The sequence below is a fragment of the Allokutzneria oryzae genome (assembly GCF_042429765.1).
Taxonomy (GTDB): domain Bacteria; phylum Actinomycetota; class Actinomycetes; order Mycobacteriales; family Pseudonocardiaceae; genus Allokutzneria; species Allokutzneria oryzae.
The window spans coordinates 1-19,001 of record NZ_JBHLZU010000001.1 but is presented as its reverse complement, the minus strand read 5'-3'; the positions used below and the strand labels follow the sequence as shown (position 1 = coordinate 19,001).

Genomic DNA, 19,001 nt, shown 5'->3' with positions numbered 1-19,001 from the left:
TACTCTCGGTAATGGGTTCGGCGCTCGGTGTCGCTGGTTGGGGCAATGACGGCGCGTCGCCGCTGCCGGTAAGCCGGTTATGGCCCCGCGCAGGGCGGGACCGCATGGCCGAAGCGAGGGATCTCGATGGGCACGACGCTGTACCAGCAGAGGCTTGAGAAGGATTTCGAGCGGTACGACGCCGACCACGACGGCGTGATCGACCAGACTGACATCCACGGTGTGGTGCAGGCCCTGTGCCAGGCCCACAACGTGCCTCCCGGCTCGCCGACATGGCGGGAGGTCACCACGCGGGCGAACAGACTCTGGCAGCACCTCGAAGGACACCTGGACGACAACGGCGACAAGGTGATCAGCCTGGAGGAGTGGACGGCCGGGTACAACCACCCCGGCTTCGTCGACGAGGTCGCCCTCCCGCTGGCGGAGTTCGCCTTCCGGCTCGGGGACCGCGACGGGGACGGCAAACTGTCGCTGGACGAGTGGATGACCTCGCAGACGGCCTTCGGCGTCGGCCAGGTGGAGGCCATCCAGAACTTCCACCGCCTCGACGAGAACGGCGACGGGTACGTCACCACCGACGAGCACGCCAGGGCGGTCCGGAGCTTCTACTCGGAGTGATCCCGCCACCGGCTGCGGCCGAGTCCTGTCAGTAGCGACACCACCTCGCGGGCCGCTCCCTCTTTTCGCGTTATGTCACCTTAATGCGAAAAGAGAGCGCTCTATCGCGCAACAAGGTGACAAAACGCGAAACCCCAGCGGTGTCAGCCGATGTGCGCATGTCCCTGGGCGCGTGGCACAGGGCGGCGTGGCACTGGGCGGCCTGGCGCAGGGTGGTGTGGCGCAGGGTGGTGTGGCACAGGGCGGTGTGGCGCAGGGTGGTGTGGCACTGCGCAGGGTGGTGTGGCGCTGGGTTGGCGCTGCATCGGGCCATCGGGGTGGCTTGCAGGACGCGCACTAGCCGGGGTGGTTGGAGGGACTGGGGCCATGTCGCCGGCCATGGCCCCGGTTCCCCGCCGGGTGCTAGACCCGGCTGACCGTCACGTGCGAGGGGCCGTGGAAGACCATGTCGTACGGGTACTCCGCACTGTCCACTGTGAACTCGCCGAGGGCGCCGAGCAGCAGGCTCAGGCCGATCTCGATCTCCGCGCGGGCCAGGTTCGCGCCCAGGCAGTAGTGGATGCCGAGGCCGAAGCTGACGTTGCGGCCCGCCGGGCGGTCCAGCACCAGCTCGTCCGGAGCGGTGAAGCGCGCGGGGTCGCGGTTGGCCGCGCCGAGCATCACCATCACCTTGCTGCCACGGGGAATCGGGACTCCGTCCACAGTGGAGTCCTCGTAGGCCCAGCGGCTCACCGCCTGCACGGGGGAGTCGAAGCGGGTCAGCTCCTCCACCGCTGCCGGGGTGACCCCGGAAGACCGCAGCTCCGCCAGAGCGGCCGGACGGCTCGCCAGGGTCAGCACGGCTTTGCTCAGCACGTTGGTCGTCGTCTCGTGCCCCGCGGTCATCAGGTGCACGCACGTCGCCACGATCTCGTCGGACGACAGCGGTTCGCCACGGGTCTGCGCCGACACCATCAACGACACCAGGTCCACGCCGGGGTCGGCGCGCCGCCGCCGCGCCAGATCGGTGAAGTACGCGTGCAGCTCCCGCGCGGCTCCTTCGGCGATCTTGTGGGCGTCGGGGTTGCGTGCCGCGCGGCTGCTGCTCGCCTCCTGGAGGTCGACCGCCTGTCCGCGGAGCCAGTCCCAGTGGTCGCGCGGGACACCGAGCAGCTCCGAGATCACCAGGATCGGGAACGGAGCCGAGAAGGACTCCACCAGGTCGAACGCGCCCTGGGAGGGCAGCTCCGCCAGCAGTTCCTTCGCGATCGTGGTGATCCGTTCGCGGAGGTTGCTCACCACGGTCGGTGAGAACTCCTTGTTCAGCACCGCCCGCAGCTCGGTGTGCCGGGGCGGGTCCAGGAACACCAGCCAGTTCTCCACCATCGTGCGCAGCACGGAGTGTCCACTGGGGACAGGGCCGCCGCCCGAACCCGATCGGCGGCCGAACACCTGACTGGACAACACCTTCGACGCGGCGGCGTGGCCGAAGACGTAGTAGTTCCCGTCCACGGCGTGGACCGGCGAGGCGGCCAGGTACCGCTGGTACACCGGGTACGGATCGCGCACGTCCGCCGCGTCCCAACCCTGGAGGTCGAAGGGGGGCAACGTCATCGCGCACCGCCGCGCACCTGGTCGGCGATCTCGCCCGCGGACTCCGGCAGCTCGTGGCCGCGCCACGCGACGTGGCCGTCCGGGCGGACCAGGACGAACGGCCGCTCGTACGCCTCGACCACCTCGGGCACGTCCAGCGCGATCGAGCTGAACGGGATGCCGCGCGAGGTGAACGCGGACGAGAAGGACTCCAGCCGGGCGGACTCGGCGAAGCGCAGCAGGACGAAGCCGTCACCGAATAGGTCCAAAGTGGACATGCCGGGTTTCACCCAAGCGTGCGGGGCACGAGAGCCTGGGCGGGTGTTCGGGCGACGGTCCTCAGTGGACTCCGCGGTGGGGTCCGGGACGATCAGTGGCGAGCCCGCGTAGGTGAAGCCGAGGTGGATCTCCGGGGCGTCGAATTCGCGGGCCACGCCACCGCGCTGGAGTCCTTCGCTGATCTTGTTGCGGAAGAGCTCGCCCTGCGGGGTGTCGTCGTTGAGCTCGTCGGGGACCTGTCGCCGCATCGCGCGCTCCAGGTTGCGGTTGGCCTCCTCCAGGCCCTCGAAGGCGACCGGCTGGCGCTCCAGGGTGTAGCTGTCCAGCAGGCCGGGACCCGCCCAGCCCGCCAGCTCCGCCGCCAGCTTCCACCCGAGGTCCGCCGCGCCGCAGATCCCGGTGTTCATGCCGAAACCGCCCGACGGCGACAGGGTGTGCGCCGAGTCGCCGACGAGGAAGACCCGGCCGTGCCGGAAGTCCGACGCGACGCGGTGCACCAGGTGCCACTCGTTGTCGGAGAGCACCTCCACCGGAGTCTCGAACGCGATCGCCTTGCGCACCAAGGTCTCCGCGTCCTGAAGCGACTCCGGGTGCCCTTGCAGGCCGACCGTCAGGCGGTACAGGCTCTCGCCGTCCAAGGCGCGCAACGGGAAACGCAGCGCCGAGGAGATCATCAGGTAGTAGAAGTTCGCGTTGCGCTCACCCAGCCGGGCCCGCAGCTCGGGCGCGCGGAACAGGATGTTGCGGAACACCTGGGTCTCGTGCTGCGCCGGTGCCGGGATGCCGCATTCCTTGCGGATCGGGGAACCCGTGCCGTCGCAGGCGATGAGATACTGGGAACGGACCTCGGTGCTCTCGCCCGTGTCCAGGTCGGTGATCGTCGCGGTCACGCCGTCGTCGTCCTGGGCGAAGCGCTCCATGCGGGTCTTCATCCGCACCGGGCCGTCCGGGTGCACGCCCAGCTCCGAGCGCAGCAGCGGGCCGAGCCAGTGCTGCGGGCAGATCGCGTCCGGCTCCGGGGTGTGCCGGAAGTCGGGGCGGGTGTCCATGGTGTGCCGCTTGAGGCGGAACAGCTCGTGGCCGCCGATGCGCGTTGTCCACACGCAGTCCAGCGGGTGGTCGCCCGGCCAGCCGGAGTGCCTGACGCGGTCGGAGATCCCCCACCGCCGGAAGAACTCCATCGACCTCGGGCCGATGCTGCTGACCTTGGGGTGGCCGACCGAGCCGTCCCCGGCCTCGACCAGGACGAAGCCGACACCGCGGGAGCGCAGCTCCAGCGCCGTGGCCATGCCGGTGGGACCGCCGCCGACGATGAGCACGTCGGTCGTGAGCTGGGAGGTCATCGCTTGTCCTTTCCTGCTGCGGGCATCAGGCCGCGCCGCCCGGCATCCTGCGGTAGCCCGACGCCCGCACCGGGCGGGCGAGCGGGGAGCACGCGTGGATCTCCTGCGCCGCCGCGAGTCCGGACTCGATGGCGCCCTCGATCCACGCGGGGTACGACGAACAGTGCTCACCGGCGAAGAACAACGTGCCCTGGGCCTTCGCCGCGAGCGCGCGCTCCTCCTCGGAGGTCGTGGCGTCCTTGCTCCAGCGCACCGCCGCCGCGCCCATGCTGGAGGGGTCCTCGCCCCACGCCTGGGTCACGACGTCGAGCACCATGCCCGGCTGGGACAGCTCCGGGTGGATCGCGCTGAGCTCCTCCAGCACCACCCTGGCTCGCTTGTCCGGGTGCACCTGGCCGAGCGCGTCCGCGTCCGGGCCGATGGTGTAGCTGGCCAGCAGCGCCGCGCCGAGCCGGGGGTCGCTCTCCACCGGCGGGTAGTAGGTCTGGCGCACCAGGCCGCCGCTGAACGAGCCGCCGCCGCTGATGCCGTCGCGCTCCCAGAACGCCTCGCGGCAGTGCACGGCGATCTTCGTCGCGGGCCAGTACTGCATGTCGTGCACGGTCGCGGTCTTGTCGTCGTCGAAGCCGCTGAGCCGCATCCTGCGCAGCACCGAGAACGGCGCGGTGCACAGCACGTAGTCGCAGTGGCTGGCCACGGTCGCCAGGCCGCGCTGCACCTCCACGACCACGCCGTCGTCGCGCACGTGCAGCCCGACCACCTTGCGCCCCCGGTGGATCGGCCCGCGCAGCCGCTCCGCCAGTCGCCGGGCGATCTGGTCCATGCCGCCTTCGAGCCGGAACAACGCCGAGGAGGTCTCGGTGATGATGTCGTCGAAGAAGTGCTGCAACCGGCTCCGCGCGGCGAATCCCGCGTTGTTGGCGAAGAACCGGTTGAGGTCGATGCGCTCTGCGGAGCCGCTGACGATGAACGGCCGCACGTCGATGCCGTCGAGCAGGTCCAGCAGCTCGGTGTTGAGATCGGCGTGCAGGCTCTGCCGGAACGTGCCGGGGGCGACCGCGTTCACGCTCGCGGTCAGCCACGCCGCGCACAGCACGGTCTCCTCGCGGTAGGAGGTGCCCGGGGGCAGGCCCTTGCGGAACTCCTCGACGAGCACGGGGGAGGCGTCGCGCACCCTCTGGTGCCCGGCCGGGGTCTCCAGGAAGCTGGCGTCGTCGGAGAACAGCGTGCGGAACTGGCGCACCCGGTCGCTCAGGCCGAGCAGGTCGATCCACTGCATGGTCCGGTTGTGCGATGCGGGGATCCGCATCGCGCCGAGCTCGGCGAGCGGCCCGTTGGCGCGACCGGCGAAGCCGTGGGTGCGGACCCGGCCGCCGACCGCGAGGCGCGACTCCAGGACCTGCACGCTGTGGCCGAGCCGCTCCAGCTCGTGCGCGGCGACCAGGCCGGCGACGCCCGCGCCGATGACGGTGACCCGCTTCGGTTTCTGCTGCGTGTGCCAGCGCTGTGCGCCGGCGAGGACGTTGGTGTGCACCGGACTCCTTCGGCAGAGGCGGGTCGAACGGGGCCGTGGACGGTCCAGCACTCATCCTGGTCAGCCCCGGTGTTCGCACACATCCCCAGAGACGGCCCCCGGTTGACGGTTTGCCGCGTCCGCACCCCACTCGGTCGCCTCCCCGAGCGGGCTTCACACCACGCGAGGCAACAGGATCTCCCGCACGCGCGTAGGTCGGGATCGTCCGAAAGCGACACTGGCGCCCTCAAGCCGCTCCATGACGGGAGTCCGTGATGCCCCTGACCGCAGAGACCCAGAAGCTCACCACCGTGCGCACGCACGACGGCCTGCGCCTGGCGGGCACGGTGACCACCCCCGGACCGAGTCCGGAGCGCGCGGTGCTGCTGCTGCACGGCGAGGGCGCCACGCGGGAGCAGGGCGGCTTCTACACCCGGCTGGCCGCCGAGCTGGCCGAACAGGGCGTCGCCAGCCTGCGCTTCGACCTGCCGGGGCACGGGGAGAGCGAGGGCAGCCAGGAGGAGCTGAGCCTGTCCGGGCTGCTGAACACGATCAGCTCCGGGCTCGCGCACCTGCGCGAGCGGTTCGGCGGAGCGGCCGTCACCCTGCTCGCCACCGGGCTGACCGGCGGTGTCGCCGCCGGGTACGCCGCGCGCAAGGGAGCGGAGGTCTCCCGGTTGGTGCTGCTCAACCCGCTGATCGACTACAAGGAGCACTTCGTCGACGCGCAGCCCACGTGGACCGGGGACGTCATGGACGAGCTGGCGGGGCGGCAGCTGCTGGCCTCCGGCCGCGTGGAGCTCTCCCCGACCTTCGCCGTGGGCAGGGCGATGCTCAACGAGGTGTTCTGGCTCCAGCCGCGCGGTGTGCTCAACGTGATCGCCGCGCCGACGCTGATCGTGCACGGGACCGGGCCGACCACGGTGCCGGTCGAGTCCTCGCGCGCGGCGGACGCGGCTCTGACGTGCGAGCACCGGCTGGTGGAGATCGACGGACCGCAGAGCCGGGAATGGCAGGCGCCCGCGATCAGGGTGGCGAGTGAGTGGATCCTCGCCGACCGCTGATCGCGGGCTGGGGGAGCGAAAGGAGCGGACGTGGCCCGCGAGTCAGCTCGCGGGCCACGCCGCGTACTGGCGCATCCCGTACAGCAACGGGTGCGGGCCGGACTGGTGCGTGACGGTGAAGACCTCGCCGAAGACCACGATGTGGTCGCCGACGGTCTGCGTCCTGCTGACGCGGCAGTCGGCGACCGCGTGCGCGTCGTCGACGAGGTGCGGGCCGCCGTGGGACGGGCCGTGCGCCCACTGGACCCGGTCGAAGCGCTCCGGATCGCCGGAGGCGAACAGCTCCGCGGTCGGCCTCGCGCCGTCGTGCAGCAGGTTCACCGCGAACGTGCCCTGTCGCAGCATCGCTCCGAGCGTCGGGCTGCCGTTGCGGACGCACACCAGAAGCGTTGGTGGCTCAAGGGAAACGCTGCACACCGACGAGCACGTCATACCCCACGGTGTGCCGTCGAGGTCGTTCGTGGTGAGCACGGCGACGCCGGTCGGGAAACCCGCCATCAGGGACCGGAACCCGGTCGAGGTCACTTCGTAGGACGTGTTCACAGCGCACCCCCTTGTCGCGCCAGCGGCTTCGCGCGCGCCGCGCGGTGGTCGATGAGGTCGAGCAACGGCCCGGTGAGCGCGGTGGTGGTCAACGCCATCACCAGCAACGCCACGAACAGCCCCGGGGTGAGCAGGCCCGCCGTGTAGCCGACCTGGAGCACCACGATCTCGGTGAGGCCCCTGGTGTTGACCAGCACGCCGACCCGCAGGCCGGTCACCCTGTCCTCACCCGCCCACCGAGCGCCGAGATAGCCGCCGCCGATCTTGCCGACGACCGCGAGCCCGGTCGCCAGCAGCGCGGCGCCCCACGGCATCCCGCCGAGCCCGCCGGTGGACAGCGTCACGCCCGCCACCACGAAGAACACCGGCACCAGGCCCCGGCCGATCCGGCTGACCAGCGTGACCACGCTCGGCCATCCGCCGCCCTTGGGGATCATCATGCCGACCAGGAACGCGCCGAAGATCGCGGTCAGCCCGGCCCAGCGCGCCCCCGCTCCCGCCGCCAGGGCGAGGACGCCGACCACGAGCGCGGTCGTGCGCAGGTTGCTCGCGCAGAACGTGCCCGCCCGCCGCGCCGACAGGCCCCGGTGCCCGGCGTAGGCGAGGACGCCGCCGACCGCGATGGCCACGAACGCCCCGACCACCCCGCCGATGCCGCCCGCCGCCAAGCCGAGCGCCACGGCCAGCAGCAGCCACGCCAGCGTGTCGATCAGCATCGACGCCATCATCGCCAGCGTGCCCGCGCCACCGAGGTCCGCGTCGCGGTCCTCGATGATCCGCGCCAGCACGGGGACCGCCGTGACGCTCATCGCCACCGCGAGCATCAGCACCAGCGCGGGCGGCGACGCGCTGCCGCGCAGCTCCTCCGGAGCCAGCCAGACCACCCAGCCCGCGAACACCATGCCGGTCACCAGCGGCAGCAGGAACGAGCCCGCCGTGATCCGCCGGACCGTCCTGCCCCGCAGGCCGCCGGAGCCGTGGTCGAGGTGGTAGACGATGCCGACCAGGAACAGCACCAGGCCCGCGTCGCCGACCTCGTGCAGCACCCCGGTCAGGTCCTTGGGCAGCACCGCGGCGAACACCTCGGGCCCGGCCGCGGCGAGCAGCACCGGGCCCAGCAGCAGGCTCAGCGCGATCTCCCCGATCACCGACGGCAGGCGGAGCAGCTTCGCCACCGCCCGGCCCGCCGCCGCGACCAGGTACAGCACGCCCAGCAGCGCGATCAGGTGCACGCCGTTGAGGAGAGTCATCCCGGCCCCTGTCGTCATCGGTGAAGTCAGTGAGGTGGTCAGTCGGACGGTCAGTGGAACTGGGCGAAGTACTCGTACTGCGTCGGCAGCGACCGCTCCAGGTCGCGTGCCTGGTCGGCGAGCAGGGTGAACTCCCGCTCAGCGGACGACGGGTCCATCAGGTTCAGCGCGGGCGATGCCTTCAACGGGACTCCGCCGAGCCCGAGCAGCATGCACACGTAGGAATAGGACTCGAACCCGTGGTAGTACGGGTAAATCGACTCGGAGTCCGGAATACGGGTCTGCCAGCGCTCAAGCCGCTCGGCGAGCCCGTCCGGAAGGGGCCGCTTCTTCGTGTCCTTCCAGTACTCGTTGTCCTGCCGCTTCGCCGCGTAGTAGTGCATCACCAGGAATTCCCGGACGCCGTCCATGCAGCGGCTGATCAACGTGTTGTAGGTGTTGCGCAGACCCTCGTCCCAGTTCGAGTCGGGGAAGTGCTTCACCAGCTGCTCGATCGCATTCTGGATGAAGAAGATTCCGGTCGACTCCAGCGGCTCGACGAATCCGCTCGACAAACCGATCGCCACGCAGTTGTTCACCCAGTGCCGCCGGCTGCGGCCGATCCGCATCTTGATGTGGTTGGCCTCAAGGCCCTCGGAAGCCGGTCCCACGAACTCGCGCAGCCGCTGCTCGGCCTGCTCCGGGGTGCTGTAGTCGCTGGCGTAGACGTAGCCGGTGCCGATGCGGTCGAACAGCGGGATCGTCCAGATCCAGCCCGCCTCCTGCGCGGTGGCCGTCGTGCACGGGCGCAGGCCCTTGCGCTCCATGTCCAGGGGCACCCGCAGCGCGACGGCGCTGTCGTTGGGCAGGGTGCTCTGGTAGGACTCGAACGGCTCGCCGAGCGTCTTCGCCATCAGCAGGCTGCGGAAGCCGGTGCAGTCCACGAACAGGTCCCCGGCCAGGTCACCGCGCTCGCGCGTGGTCACGTGCGTGATCCACCCGCGCTCGTCCTGTGCCACGTCGACCACGTCGTCCACCACGTGCTTCACGCCGCGCGCGACCGCGTAGTCCCGCAGGTAGTCCGCAACCAGCGACGCGTCGAAGTGGTAGGCGTAGGGGAACTGGGTGGTCTGCTCGGACAGCGTGGTGCGGTAGGCGTGCTGCTGCTCGCCGAGCCCCTTCTCGAACAGGGAGCCGTCGAGGTGGCGCGGCGACTTGAGGTTGTCGCACAGCGTGCCGACCAGGAAGCAGTCCTTGTCGAAGCGGTCCGACCTCGGCTCGCGCAGCCACCAGTCAGTGAGGTTGAAACCGTCGACGACGCGCTGCCGCTCGAAGGGGTGGTAGAAGTGGTGTCCCTGCTCACGCCAGTTCTCGAACCGAATGGCGAGCTTGTAGGTGGCGTTGCACGCGGGCATCCAGTCCTGCTCGGAAAGACCGAGGTACTCGAAGAAGTGCCGAACGGTGCTGAACGTGGCCTCACCGACGCCGATGGTGCCGACTCGGGCAGATTCCACCACGGTCACCGAAATCCGGTCGCCGAACGCGGCGCTCAGGTACGAGGCCGTCATCCACCCCGATGTTCCACCGCCGACGACAACAATGCTTTTCAGCATCAAGAACCCTCCGAAAGCTGATTCACCGCCGGTCACGCGACGGTGATAATGGCGCAGGCAGGAATCGTGATGGCCGGGCCTGGCAACGTGATTCAAATGCTAGTTACGCCGCAGCCTCCGCGGTTGGACGAGACAGCAACCCACGCGCACGCGTGGGCTGGAGCGCGCGTCGGAGGACAGCGAGTAGGTCGTTACCCACGCGCCCGGCGCGTCGCTTGGGGGATGCGCGTCGGTTCGGGCGTCGAGTGTCAGGGGTCGGTGTTACCAGTGGGGCATGACTGACGCGACTGGCAGACCGACACTCGTCCTCGGCGCGACCGGCTCGACAGGCCGTCGAGTGGCCGCGCGGCTGCGGGCGGCGGGGCATCCGGTGCGCGCTGCCTCGCGCACCGCTGACGTGCGCTTCGACTGGGCCGACAAGAGCACGTGGCAGCCCGCGGTCGCCGGAGCCTACGGCATGTACCTGATGGCGCCGCACGAGCTGCCGGTTGATCCCGACTTCGTCCGGTGCGCCGTGGACGGCGGTGTGCGGCGCATGGTGCTGCTGTCCAGCATGGCGATCGAGGTGATGGGCGACGAGCGGCTGATGGCGGCGGAGCGCGTGGTCGCCGAGTCCGGCGTGGACTGGACGATCTTGCGCCCCAACTGGTTCAACCAGAACTTCGACGAGGGCGTGTTCCAGGCGGCGGTCGCGGCGGGGGAGCTGGCCGTCCCCCTCGGCGACGTCCGCCAGGCCTTCGTGGACGCCGACGACATCGCGGCGGTGGCGGTCGCGGCGCTGACCCAGGACGGCCATGCCGGACGCAGCTACGAGGTGACCGGGCCGGAGGCCCTGTCCTTCGCCGAGGCGCTTGGCATGATCGGCAAAGCGGTCGGCCGCGAGCTGACCTTCCGCGGCGAGAGCGAGGACTACATCGCCACGATGACGGCGCTGGGTCTGCCCCGCGAGCAGGTCCTGGCCGACGCGCGCGCCTTCGAAGCGTTGCGCGCGCAAGGCGACTCCACCCCCACAGACGCCGTCCGACAGGTGACAGGCCGCGCCCCAAAACCCTTCCAGACCTATGTAGACGAAACCCACTTCCCCTCCCTGCCCTAATACGGCCATTCGCGGGCTTATGGACCTCCTGGCGCCCCCAGATGCGTCCATAAGCCCGCGAATGGCGGGGTGGGGTGCGGATGTCTTTGTGGGGCAAGGTATTTGGGTGGGGAAGGAGGTGCGGGGAGTGGGGGTTTACGGGGGGCGGTGGGGGTAGCCCATCGGTGTCCGTTGTCCCCGCGAGAAGCGCTTCCGCGCCGTGACGAGGGGAGAGGTAATGGCGAGAGCACCGATGGATGTGCGGGACATGGTGGCCGTCGCCACCTTCGACAGCTACGACGGGGCCGAGAGGGCCGTGGACTCGTTGTCCGACAGCGGGTTCCCCGTCGAGAAGACCAAGATCGTCGGCGTTGGGCTGCGGTTGGTCGAGCACGTGCTCGGTCGGTTGACCTACCCGAGGGCGGCCGGGATGGGTGCGGCGGCAGGAGCGTGGTTCGGCCTGTTGTTCGGAGTGTTCGTCGCGGTGTTCACCACCAGCGTCTGGTGGTGGCTGACCACGATCCTGTCGGCGCTGCTGTGGGGTGCTGTCGCCGGGGCGGTGTTCGGGCTGGTGGCGCACGCCTTCACCGGCGGCCGCAGGGACTTCATCTCGTCCAAGCAGCTGCTCGCCGACCGCTACGAGGTGCTGGTCGACCCGGTGCTGGCCCAGCGGGCCAACGAGATGTTGCTGACGGACCGACCGTGATCGATCACAGGGGAGGCTGTGATGGCCAAGGCAGTCGGTATTGACCTGGGAACCACCAACTCGGTGATCGCCACGACCGAAGGTGGCCAGCCGACGGTGGTTCCCAACAGCGAGGGCGCGCGCACGACCCCCTCAGTGGTGGCCTTCACCGAGGACGGCGAGCGGCTGGTGGGCCAGCTCGCGCGGCGCCAGGCGATCCTGAACCCCAAGGCCACGATCTCCTCGGCGAAGCGCTTCATCGGCCGCCGCTTCGACGAGGTCAGCAGCGAGAAGGACACGGTGTCCTACGACGTGGTGCCGGGGCCGCAGGACGCGGTGCGGTTCCAGATCAGGGGAAAGCAGTACGCGCCGGAGGAGATCTCCGCCGCGGTGCTGCGCAAGCTGGCCGACGACGCCTCGAAGTTCCTCGGCGAGCGGGTGACCGAGGCGGTCGTCACGGTGCCCGCGTACTTCAACGACGCGCAGCGGCAGGCCACCAAGGACGCGGGGAAGATCGCGGGCTTGACCGTGCTGCGGATCATCAACGAGCCGACCGCGGCGGCACTGGCGTACGGGCTGGACAAGAAGGGCCACGAGACGGTGCTGGTGTTCGACCTGGGTGGCGGCACCTTCGACGTGAGCCTGCTCGACGTGGGCGACGGCGTGGTCGAGGTCCGCGCCACGGCGGGGGACACCCACCTGGGCGGCGACGACTTCGACCGGCGGGTCGTCGACCACCTGGCCGACGAGTTCCGGAAGGACAACGGCATCGACCTGCGTCGTGATCCCCAGGCGCTGCAACGGTTGTTCGAGGCGGCGGAGAAGGCCAAGGTCGAGTTGTCCTCGGTCACCCAGACCACGGTCAACCTGCCGTTCGTCACCGCCGACGCGAGCGGGCCGAAACACCTCAACACCACGCTGATGCGCTCGACCTTCGACCAGCTCACCGCCGACCTGGTGCAGCGCTGCCTCGGTCCGGTGCGGCAGGCGATGTCCGACGCGAAGGTCACGGCCGACGACATCGACGAGGTCATCCTGGTCGGCGGCTCGACCCGGGTTCCCGCCGTGCAGAAGCTGGTGCGCCGGTTGACCGGCGGCAAGGAACCCAACATGACGGTCAACCCGGACGAGGTCGTCGCGCTGGGCGCGGCACTGCAGGCCGCGGTGCTCAAGGGCGAGGTGTCCGACGTCGTGCTGCTGGACGTCACGCCGCTGTCGCTGGGCGTGGAGACCCTGGGCGGGGTGATGACCAAGGTGCTCGACCGCAACACCACGATCCCCGCCAGGCGCAGCGAGATCTTCTCCACCGCCGAGGACAACCAGGACGCCGTGGACGTCGTGGTGTTGCAGGGGGAGCGGGAACGCGCGGCGGACAACCGCGTGCTCGGCCGGTTCCGGCTGGAGAACGTCCGCGCCGCGCCACGCGGTGTGCCGCAGATCGAGGTCACCTACGACATCGACGCCAACGGCATCCTCGACGTCTCCGCCAGGGACAAGTCCACCGGCGCCGAGCAGCGCATCACCATCAGCGAGAGTTCCAACCTCGACCAGAGCGAGGTCGAGCGGATGGTCGCCGACGCGGAGCGGCACCGCGACGAGGACGCCCGGATCCGGGAGCTGGTCGATGCCCGCAACGCGCTGGACACGGCGGCCTACCAGGTGGACAAGCGCGTCCGCGAGCGCGGTGACGCGGTGCCGGAGCACGACAAGGCCCGTGCCGAGATGCTCGTCGGCGAGGCCCACCAGGCGATCAAGGACGACAACGCCGCGCTGGACCGGTTGCGGTCGCTGACCTCCGAGCTTCAGCAGCTCGCGCACGGCCTGGACAGCGCCGGCAGGACAGCTGAGGGAGAGGGCGGTTCGTCACGCCCGACCGGTGCGGACGACGTGATCGACGCCGAGTTCACCAATGGCTGAGCACGACGAGCGTGCGGCCGGCTCCGACGCCGACGACGAGATGGCCGAGCTGCGGGCGCAGGTGGCGCGGCTGGAGGACCAGTGGCGACGGACCGCGGCGGAGCTGGACAACCTCCGCAAGCGGACGGTCGGTGAGGCCGAGCGGCAACGGTGGCGGGAACGCGGCGAGGTGGCGGCGGCGTGGTTGCCGGTGGTGGACAACCTGGACCTGGCGCTCCAGCACGCCGACGCCGACCCGGCCTCGATCGTGGAGGGCGTGCGGGGGATCCGCGACCAGGCGCTGACAGTGTTGGCGCGCCTGGGTTTCCCGCGCCGCGAGGACCACGGTGCCGAGTTCGACCCGGTACGGCACGAGGCGGTGTCGAGCACCCCGGACGCGCACGCTCCGCCCGGCACCGTGGTGGCCGTGCTGCGCCCCGGGTACGGCCAGGGCGAGTGGCAGCTGCGCCCGGCCTCGGTGGTCGTGGCGACCCCGCCGGAACCAGCCGAGCCGCCAGGGGGTGGTGAGACGGATGACGGCGAGCGCGGGAGGTGAGCGTCGTGGCCGTGAGCGACTTCTACGAGGCGCTCGGGGTCTCCCGAGGCGCCGGCCAGGAGGAGATCCAGCGCGCCTACCGGACGCTCGCCCGCCGCTACCACCCCGACGTGAACAAGGACCCGAACGCGGAGGAGCGGTTCAAGGAGATCTCCGAGGCGTACCAAGTGTTGTCCGACCCCGCGCTGCGAGGACGCTACGACGCGTTCGGGCCGGACTTCCGGCAGGTGCGGGAGGACGCCGACCCCGAAGCGTGGCGACGTGCCCGCGCGCGGTCGGGAACCGGTGGCCACCGCGTCCGGACCGGCGCGGGCTTCGATGTCGAGGACCTGTTCGGCGAGATCTTCGGCCGGGCCCGGCGGAGCCCGATGCGTGGCGCGGACCAGGAGGCCGAGGTGGAGCTGACCGTGGAGGAGGCGTTTCGCGGCGGTCAGCGCTCGATCACCCTCCCCGGGCCCGGCGGGCCGCGCACCCTGCGGGTCACCATCCCCGCCGGGGTCACCGGCGGACAGCGGATCAGGTTGGCCGGGCAGGGTGCGCGCGGTACCGGCAACGCCCAGGCGGGTGACCTGTACCTGGTCGTGCGGCTGGCCCCGCACGACCGCTACCGGGTCGAGGACCGCGACCTGCTGGTGGACCTGCCCCTGACGCCGTGGGCGGCGGCACTGGGGACCACCGTCGCGCTGGACACCCCTGGCGGCCAGTCCACCGTCAAGGTGCCGCCGGGAACATCGAGCGGGCGGCGGCTGCGGCTGCGCGGTCAGGGGCTGCCCAACCCACGGGGCAGGCCGGGCGACCTCTACGCCGAGGCTCGGATCATGGTGCCGGACAAGCTCTCCGCCGCAGAACGGCAGCTGTTCACCGAGCTGGCCGCGGTCTCCGCGTTCGACCCCCGCGACACCGCGTCGGCGAGGAGGCGGCGATGAGCCACGCCCTGACCAGGTACCGCGCCCAGCGGCTCGGCCTGCTGGACCTGGAAGCCTTCGCCCGCGCCGCCGACACCCACCCGAAGCTGGTCCTGCGCCTGGTCGCCCTCGGGCTGCTCGACGCCGACCGCGACCGGACGGGCGGGCTGTGGTTCACCCCGGCGGAGCTGGCCAGGCTCGCCAGGATCCAGCGGCTGCGGGCCGCCTTCTCCGTCAACTACGCCGCCCTGGGCCTGGTGCTCGACCTGCTGGACCGGGTGGCCGAGCTGGAGCACGCGCTGCGGCACGGACAACGACGACCCGGAGGCCGACCGTGGACACCGAGAACCTGACCCGCAAGTCCCAGCAGGCGCTGCGCGACGCGCAGACCCGGGCACTGCGGTTCGGGCACACCGAGGCTGACGGCGAGCACCTGCTGCTGGCGCTGCTGGAGGACCCGGAGGGGCTGGTGCCCCGGCTGCTGGAGGGAGCGGGCGCCGACCCGGACGCGGTGCGCGGGGCGGTGGAGGCCGAGCTGGCCAGGCGGCCGAAGGTCTCCGGACCCGGCGCGCCGCCCGGCCAGGTCTTCCTCACCCAGCGCCTGGCCCGCCTGCTGGACGCGGCAGGGCGGGAGGCCAAGCGGCTCAAGGACGAGTACGTGTCGGTGGAGCACCTGGCGATCGCCCTGGTCGAGGAGGGCGGCACCACCGCGGCGGGCCGGGCGCTGCACGAGCACGGCCTGACCCGGGACCGGTTCCTCCGGGCGCTCACCGCGGTCCGGGGCAACCAGCGGGTCACCTCGGCGATGCCCGAGGTCGCTTACGAGGCACTGGAGAAGTACGGGCGCGACCTGGTCGCCGACGCCGCGGCGGGCAGGCTCGACCCGGTCATCGGCCGCGACGCCGAGATCCGCCGTGTGATCCAGATCCTGTCCCGCAAGAGCAAGAACAACCCCGTGCTCATCGGCGATCCCGGCGTCGGCAAGACCGCCATCGTCGAGGGGCTCGCCCAGCGCGTCAACCACGGCGACGTGCCGGAAGGGCTGCGCGAGAAGACGATCTTCGCGCTGGACATGGGTTCCCTGGTCGCCGGAGCGAAGTACCGGGGCGAGTTCGAGGAGCGGCTCAAGGCCGTGCTCAACGAGGTCAGCGCAGCGGAGGGCCGGATCCTGCTGTTCGTCGACGAGCTGCACACCGTGGTCGGCACGGGCGCGGCCGAAGGCGCCTTGGACGCCGGGAACATGCTGAAGCCGATGCTCGCGCGCGGAGAGCTGCACATGATCGGCGCGACCACGGTGCAGGAGTACCGCAAGCGCGTCGAGTCCGACGCCGCGCTGGAGCGGCGCTTCCAGCCGGTTCTGGTTGAGGAGCCGGACGAGGCCGACACGCTCTCGATCCTGCGTGGCCTGCGCGAGCGCCTGGAGATCTTCCACGGGGTGAAGATCCAGGACAGCGCCTTGGTGGCGGCGGTGACGCTGAGCCGCCGCTACATCGCCGACAGGTTCCTGCCGGACAAGGCGATCGACCTGGTCGACGAGGCCTGCGCGATGCTGCGCACCGAGATCGACTCCATGCCCGCCGAGCTGGACGAGCTCACCCGGCGGGTGATGCGCGTGGAGATCGAGGAAGCCGCCCTGACCCGGGAGTCCGACCCCGCGGGGCAGGCCCGCTTGGCGGACCTGCGCAAGGAGCTCGCCGACCTGCGCGCCGAAGCCGACGCGATGCGCGCTCAGTGGGAGGCCGAACGCAGCGCGCTGCGCAAGGTCCAGTCGCTGCGCCGGGAGAACGAACAGGTGCGGCTGGAGGCAGAGCGGGCCGAGCGCGACTACGACCTCGACCGCGCCGCCGAGCTGCGGCACGGCCGACTTCCCGACCTGCGGCGACGGCTGCGCGCCGAGGAGGAGCGGCTGGCCGCGAAACAGGGAGAACACCGCCTGTTGCGCGAGGTGGTCACCGCCGAGGAGATCGCGGTCGTCGTGTCGCGGTGGACCGGAGTCCCCGTTGCCCGCCTCCAAGAGGGCGAGCGGGAGAAGCTGCTGCGCCTGGACGAGATCCTGCACGAGAGGGTCGTCGGCCAGGACGACGCCGTCACGCTGGTGGCCGACGCGGTCATCCGGGCGCGCTCGGGCGTCAAGGACCCCCGTCGGCCGATCGGGTCGTTCGTCTTCCTCGGCCCCACCGGGGTCGGCAAGACCGAGCTGGCCAAGGCGCTGGCCGCGGCGTTGTTCGACTCCGAGGACAACATGGTCCGGCTCGACATGAGCGAGTACCAGGAACGCCACACCGTCAGCCGCCTGGTCGGGGCTCCACCCGGCTACGTCGGTTACGAGGAGGGCGGCCAGCTCACCGAGGCCGTGCGCCGCAAGCCGTACTCCGTCGTGCTCTTCGACGAGATCGAGAAGGCGCACAGCGACGTGTTCAACACGCTGCTGCAGGTGCTCGACGACGGCCGCCTCACCGACGCCCAGGGCCACACCGTCGACTTCCGCAACACCGTGGTCATCATGACGTCCAACATCGGTTCCCACCGCCTGCTCGACGGCCTCACCCCGGACGCGCGGGCCGAGGTGATGGCCGAGCTGCGCACGCGCTTCCGGCCGGAGTTCCTCAACCGGGTCGACGACGTCGTGCTCTTCACCCCGCTGACCATGGCGGACGTCGAACGCATCGTGGAGCTGATGTTCGACGACCTGCGCAGCCGCCTGGCCGAGCGGCGGATGACCCTCCGCCTCACCGACGAGGCCCGTCAGCTCATCGCGCGGCGGGGCTTCGACCCGGTCTACGGAGCCCGCCCGCTGCGCCGCTTCATCGCGCGTGAGGTGGAGACCCGCATCGGCCGTGCCCTCATCAGCGGTGCCGTCGGCGACGGCGCGGTCATCCACGTCGGTGCCGACGACGCCGGGTTGACCGTCAGCTGGGACGAGCCGGGTGACCGGCAGGGGTGAGCTCAGGTGCTGTCAGCGATGCGATGATCCGCCGGAGTTGGGTGGCGCGGCCCGCTGGCGTCTTCGCCTTTATGAGGGGCAGGAACAGGCCGTACTGGTGCGTCTTGCCGAGGAGTTCGAAGCGTGCTCGTGCCTTTTCGTTGTGCGCCAACGCGTTCGCCAGGTCGTCCGGGACGGTGGCGTCGCGCTGCGCTTGGTACGCGGCGTCCCACCGGCCGTCGGCCTTCGCGGCGTTGATCACCGCGAGGCCGGGGGCGCGCACGCGGCCCGCGGCGATGAGCGCCTCGACCTTGCCGACGTTGACCTGCGACCAGGAGCCGCCCGGCCGGCGGGGCGAGTACCGCTGGAGGTAGTGGTCCTGGTCGTAGCCCCTGCGGTGGCTGTCGATCCAGCCGTAGCACAGCGCGACGTCGAGGGCTTCGGTCAGCGTGACCGAGGTCCTGCCGGAGCCCTTCTTGGCGATCTTGAGCCAGGCTTCGTCCGTTCGCCCGTGGTTGTCGGCGAGCCAGGACTCCCACTCGGCGGCGTCGGCGAAGGCGATGACGTCCATTTCTCGCGGCATTCGCGTTGTCCTCTCTCGAAGGCGGTGAGTCCCATCGTCGACGTCAAAGTGCTCACCTCATGAGCACTTTGTTCGCGAGAGGCACGAGTCCGGTTCCGTGCTCACGTGAATCCCCGGTGTCCGGCCGCGGAGCCGCCTGTTCGGTGGGAGTGGCCGGTGGAGAATCCCAGGCACGACCGCACCTGGTGGCCGCGGGTGGTCGCGGCAGCCCGGCCCGCAGGGGCCGTACCACCCCGGCCGTCCCGTTCCGGCCGAACCCGTCGCGGCCGAACCCCGCCTCAGCCATACCCGCCTCAGCCGTCCCGTTCCGGCCGTACCCGTTCCGGTCGTACCCCGCCTCAGCCATACCCGCCTCAGCTGGCCCCGTTCCGGCCGTCCTCGCCTCGGTCGTACCCGCCCCGCTCCGGCCGCAGTCGCCCCGTTCCGGCCGCGCGCGGATGATCACGATCGTGTCGCTGACCGTGGCGGTGCTGCCAGACCGTGTCCTGCACGTGGCAACGCCCCCTCACCCACCACCCCCCTGGCGCCCTCACCCACCACCCCCCTGGCGCCCTCACCCACCACCCTCTGGCGCCCTCACCCACCACCCTCTGGCGCCCTCACC

General features: G+C 70.8%; 16 protein-coding genes. 9 read left to right on the top strand and 7 right to left on the bottom strand.

The annotated features are described in order from the left end of the window. Positions 1-126 precede the first annotated feature (126 nt). Complete coding sequence (locus ACFFQA_RS00080) at positions 127-618, top strand: EF-hand domain-containing protein (protein WP_377849408.1); 492 nt, start codon at positions 127-129, stop codon at positions 616-618. A 402-nt stretch (positions 619-1,020) separates the two neighbouring features. Here ACFFQA_RS00080 and ACFFQA_RS00075 read toward each other — a convergent pair whose 3' ends face one another. The 3 genes from ACFFQA_RS00075 to ACFFQA_RS00065 are packed head-to-tail and all read right to left on the bottom strand — an operon-like array spanning position 1,021 to position 5,346. Beyond that, a complete protein-coding gene (locus ACFFQA_RS00075; RefSeq protein ID WP_377849407.1) occupies positions 1,021-2,211 on the bottom strand; it encodes a cytochrome P450 in 1,191 nt (396 codons plus the stop codon). Beyond that, a complete protein-coding gene (locus tag ACFFQA_RS00070) occupies positions 2,208-3,812 on the bottom strand; it encodes an FAD-dependent monooxygenase (protein WP_377849406.1) in 1,605 nt (534 codons plus the stop codon). Before ACFFQA_RS00070 ends, ACFFQA_RS00075 begins: the two co-directional genes overlap by 4 nt. Before the next feature lie 25 nt (positions 3,813-3,837). Beyond that, on the bottom strand, positions 3,838-5,346 hold the full coding sequence (locus ACFFQA_RS00065; protein WP_377849405.1) for a flavin monoamine oxidase family protein: 1,509 nt from the start codon (positions 5,344-5,346) through the stop codon (positions 3,838-3,840). A 254-nt stretch (positions 5,347-5,600) separates the two neighbouring features. On the opposite strand from ACFFQA_RS00065, the gene ACFFQA_RS00060 reads away from it, so the two are divergent. Beyond that, positions 5,601-6,389 (top strand): alpha/beta hydrolase, encoded by a 789-nt coding sequence (locus ACFFQA_RS00060; protein WP_377849404.1) that lies wholly within the window; start codon positions 5,601-5,603, stop codon positions 6,387-6,389. A 42-nt stretch (positions 6,390-6,431) separates the two neighbouring features. Here ACFFQA_RS00060 and ACFFQA_RS00055 read toward each other — a convergent pair whose 3' ends face one another. From ACFFQA_RS00055 to ACFFQA_RS00045, 3 genes are read right to left on the bottom strand one after another with little or no spacing between them, the layout of a single operon-like run. Beyond that, positions 6,432-6,932 carry a flavin reductase family protein gene (locus ACFFQA_RS00055; protein WP_377849403.1) on the bottom strand — a complete coding sequence of 167 codons (501 nt, stop codon included), beginning with the start codon at positions 6,930-6,932 and terminating at the stop codon, positions 6,432-6,434. Beyond that, entirely contained in the window at positions 6,929-8,182 is a 1,254-nt protein-coding gene (locus tag ACFFQA_RS00050; RefSeq protein WP_377849402.1) for a cation:proton antiporter, read from the bottom strand. The genes ACFFQA_RS00055 and ACFFQA_RS00050 overlap by 4 nt, the downstream gene beginning before the upstream one ends. A gap of 50 nt (positions 8,183-8,232) precedes the next feature. Further along, complete coding sequence (locus tag ACFFQA_RS00045) at positions 8,233-9,774, bottom strand: tryptophan halogenase family protein (RefSeq protein ID WP_377849401.1); 1,542 nt, start codon at positions 9,772-9,774, stop codon at positions 8,233-8,235. A gap of 274 nt (positions 9,775-10,048) precedes the next feature. Here ACFFQA_RS00045 and ACFFQA_RS00040 point away from each other — a divergent pair, with 274 nt between their 5' ends. The 7 genes from ACFFQA_RS00040 (at position 10,049) to clpB (ending at position 17,835) form a co-directional block, all read left to right on the top strand. After that, the gene (locus ACFFQA_RS00040; RefSeq protein WP_377849400.1) at positions 10,049-10,870 is read left to right on the top strand and encodes an NAD(P)H-binding protein; all 822 of its coding nucleotides are present in this window, start codon (positions 10,049-10,051) and stop codon (positions 10,868-10,870) included. Positions 10,871-11,087: 217 nt separating this feature from the next. Further along, positions 11,088-11,555, top strand: a complete 468-nt coding sequence (locus tag ACFFQA_RS00035) for a YflT domain-containing protein (protein ID WP_377849399.1) — start codon at positions 11,088-11,090, stop codon at positions 11,553-11,555. A 21-nt stretch (positions 11,556-11,576) separates the two neighbouring features. Continuing rightward, positions 11,577-13,451: a molecular chaperone DnaK gene (dnaK, locus tag ACFFQA_RS00030; protein WP_377849398.1), complete on the top strand. Its 1,875-nt coding sequence runs from the start codon at positions 11,577-11,579 to the stop codon at positions 13,449-13,451. Next, positions 13,444-13,986 carry a nucleotide exchange factor GrpE gene (locus ACFFQA_RS00025; protein ID WP_377849397.1) on the top strand — a complete coding sequence of 181 codons (543 nt, stop codon included), beginning with the start codon at positions 13,444-13,446 and terminating at the stop codon, positions 13,984-13,986. Before dnaK ends, ACFFQA_RS00025 begins: the two co-directional genes overlap by 8 nt. 5 nt (positions 13,987-13,991) lie before the next feature. After that, positions 13,992-14,912: a DnaJ C-terminal domain-containing protein gene (locus ACFFQA_RS00020; protein ID WP_377849396.1), complete on the top strand. Its 921-nt coding sequence runs from the start codon at positions 13,992-13,994 to the stop codon at positions 14,910-14,912. Then, the gene (locus ACFFQA_RS00015; RefSeq protein ID WP_377849395.1) at positions 14,909-15,244 is read left to right on the top strand and encodes a chaperone modulator CbpM; all 336 of its coding nucleotides are present in this window, start codon (positions 14,909-14,911) and stop codon (positions 15,242-15,244) included. The genes ACFFQA_RS00020 and ACFFQA_RS00015 overlap by 4 nt, the downstream gene beginning before the upstream one ends. After that, a complete protein-coding gene (gene clpB, locus ACFFQA_RS00010; RefSeq protein ID WP_377849394.1) occupies positions 15,226-17,835 on the top strand; it encodes an ATP-dependent chaperone ClpB in 2,610 nt (869 codons plus the stop codon). The genes ACFFQA_RS00015 and clpB overlap by 19 nt, the downstream gene beginning before the upstream one ends. Here clpB and ACFFQA_RS00005 read toward each other — a convergent pair. Continuing rightward, entirely contained in the window at positions 17,801-18,397 is a 597-nt protein-coding gene (locus ACFFQA_RS00005) for a YdeI/OmpD-associated family protein (protein ID WP_377849393.1), read from the bottom strand. The genes clpB and ACFFQA_RS00005 overlap by 35 nt on opposite strands. Positions 18,398-19,001: the final 604 nt, after the last annotated feature.

Bases quoted from the DNA above. Each gene is read 5' to 3' on its own strand.
- ACFFQA_RS00080 (WP_377849408.1), top strand. From the start codon at position 127: ATGGGCACGACGCTGTACCAGCAGAGGCTTGAGAAGGATTTCGAGCGG.
- ACFFQA_RS00075 (WP_377849407.1), bottom strand. From the start codon at position 2,211: ATGACGTTGCCCCCCTTCGACCTCCAGGGTTGGGACGCGGCGGACGTG.
- ACFFQA_RS00070 (WP_377849406.1), bottom strand. From the start codon at position 3,812: ATGACCTCCCAGCTCACGACCGACGTGCTCATCGTCGGCGGCGGTCCC.
- ACFFQA_RS00060 (WP_377849404.1), top strand. From the start codon at position 5,601: ATGCCCCTGACCGCAGAGACCCAGAAGCTCACCACCGTGCGCACGCAC.
- ACFFQA_RS00050 (WP_377849402.1), bottom strand. From the start codon at position 8,182: ATGACTCTCCTCAACGGCGTGCACCTGATCGCGCTGCTGGGCGTGCTG.
- ACFFQA_RS00045 (WP_377849401.1), bottom strand. From the start codon at position 9,774: ATGCTGAAAAGCATTGTTGTCGTCGGCGGTGGAACATCGGGGTGGATG.
- ACFFQA_RS00040 (WP_377849400.1), top strand. From the start codon at position 10,049: ATGACTGACGCGACTGGCAGACCGACACTCGTCCTCGGCGCGACCGGC.
- ACFFQA_RS00035 (WP_377849399.1), top strand. From the start codon at position 11,088: ATGGCGAGAGCACCGATGGATGTGCGGGACATGGTGGCCGTCGCCACC.
- dnaK (WP_377849398.1), top strand. From the start codon at position 11,577: ATGGCCAAGGCAGTCGGTATTGACCTGGGAACCACCAACTCGGTGATC.
- ACFFQA_RS00025 (WP_377849397.1), top strand. From the start codon at position 13,444: ATGGCTGAGCACGACGAGCGTGCGGCCGGCTCCGACGCCGACGACGAG.
- ACFFQA_RS00015 (WP_377849395.1), top strand. From the start codon at position 14,909: ATGAGCCACGCCCTGACCAGGTACCGCGCCCAGCGGCTCGGCCTGCTG.
- ACFFQA_RS00005 (WP_377849393.1), bottom strand. From the start codon at position 18,397: ATGCCGCGAGAAATGGACGTCATCGCCTTCGCCGACGCCGCCGAGTGG.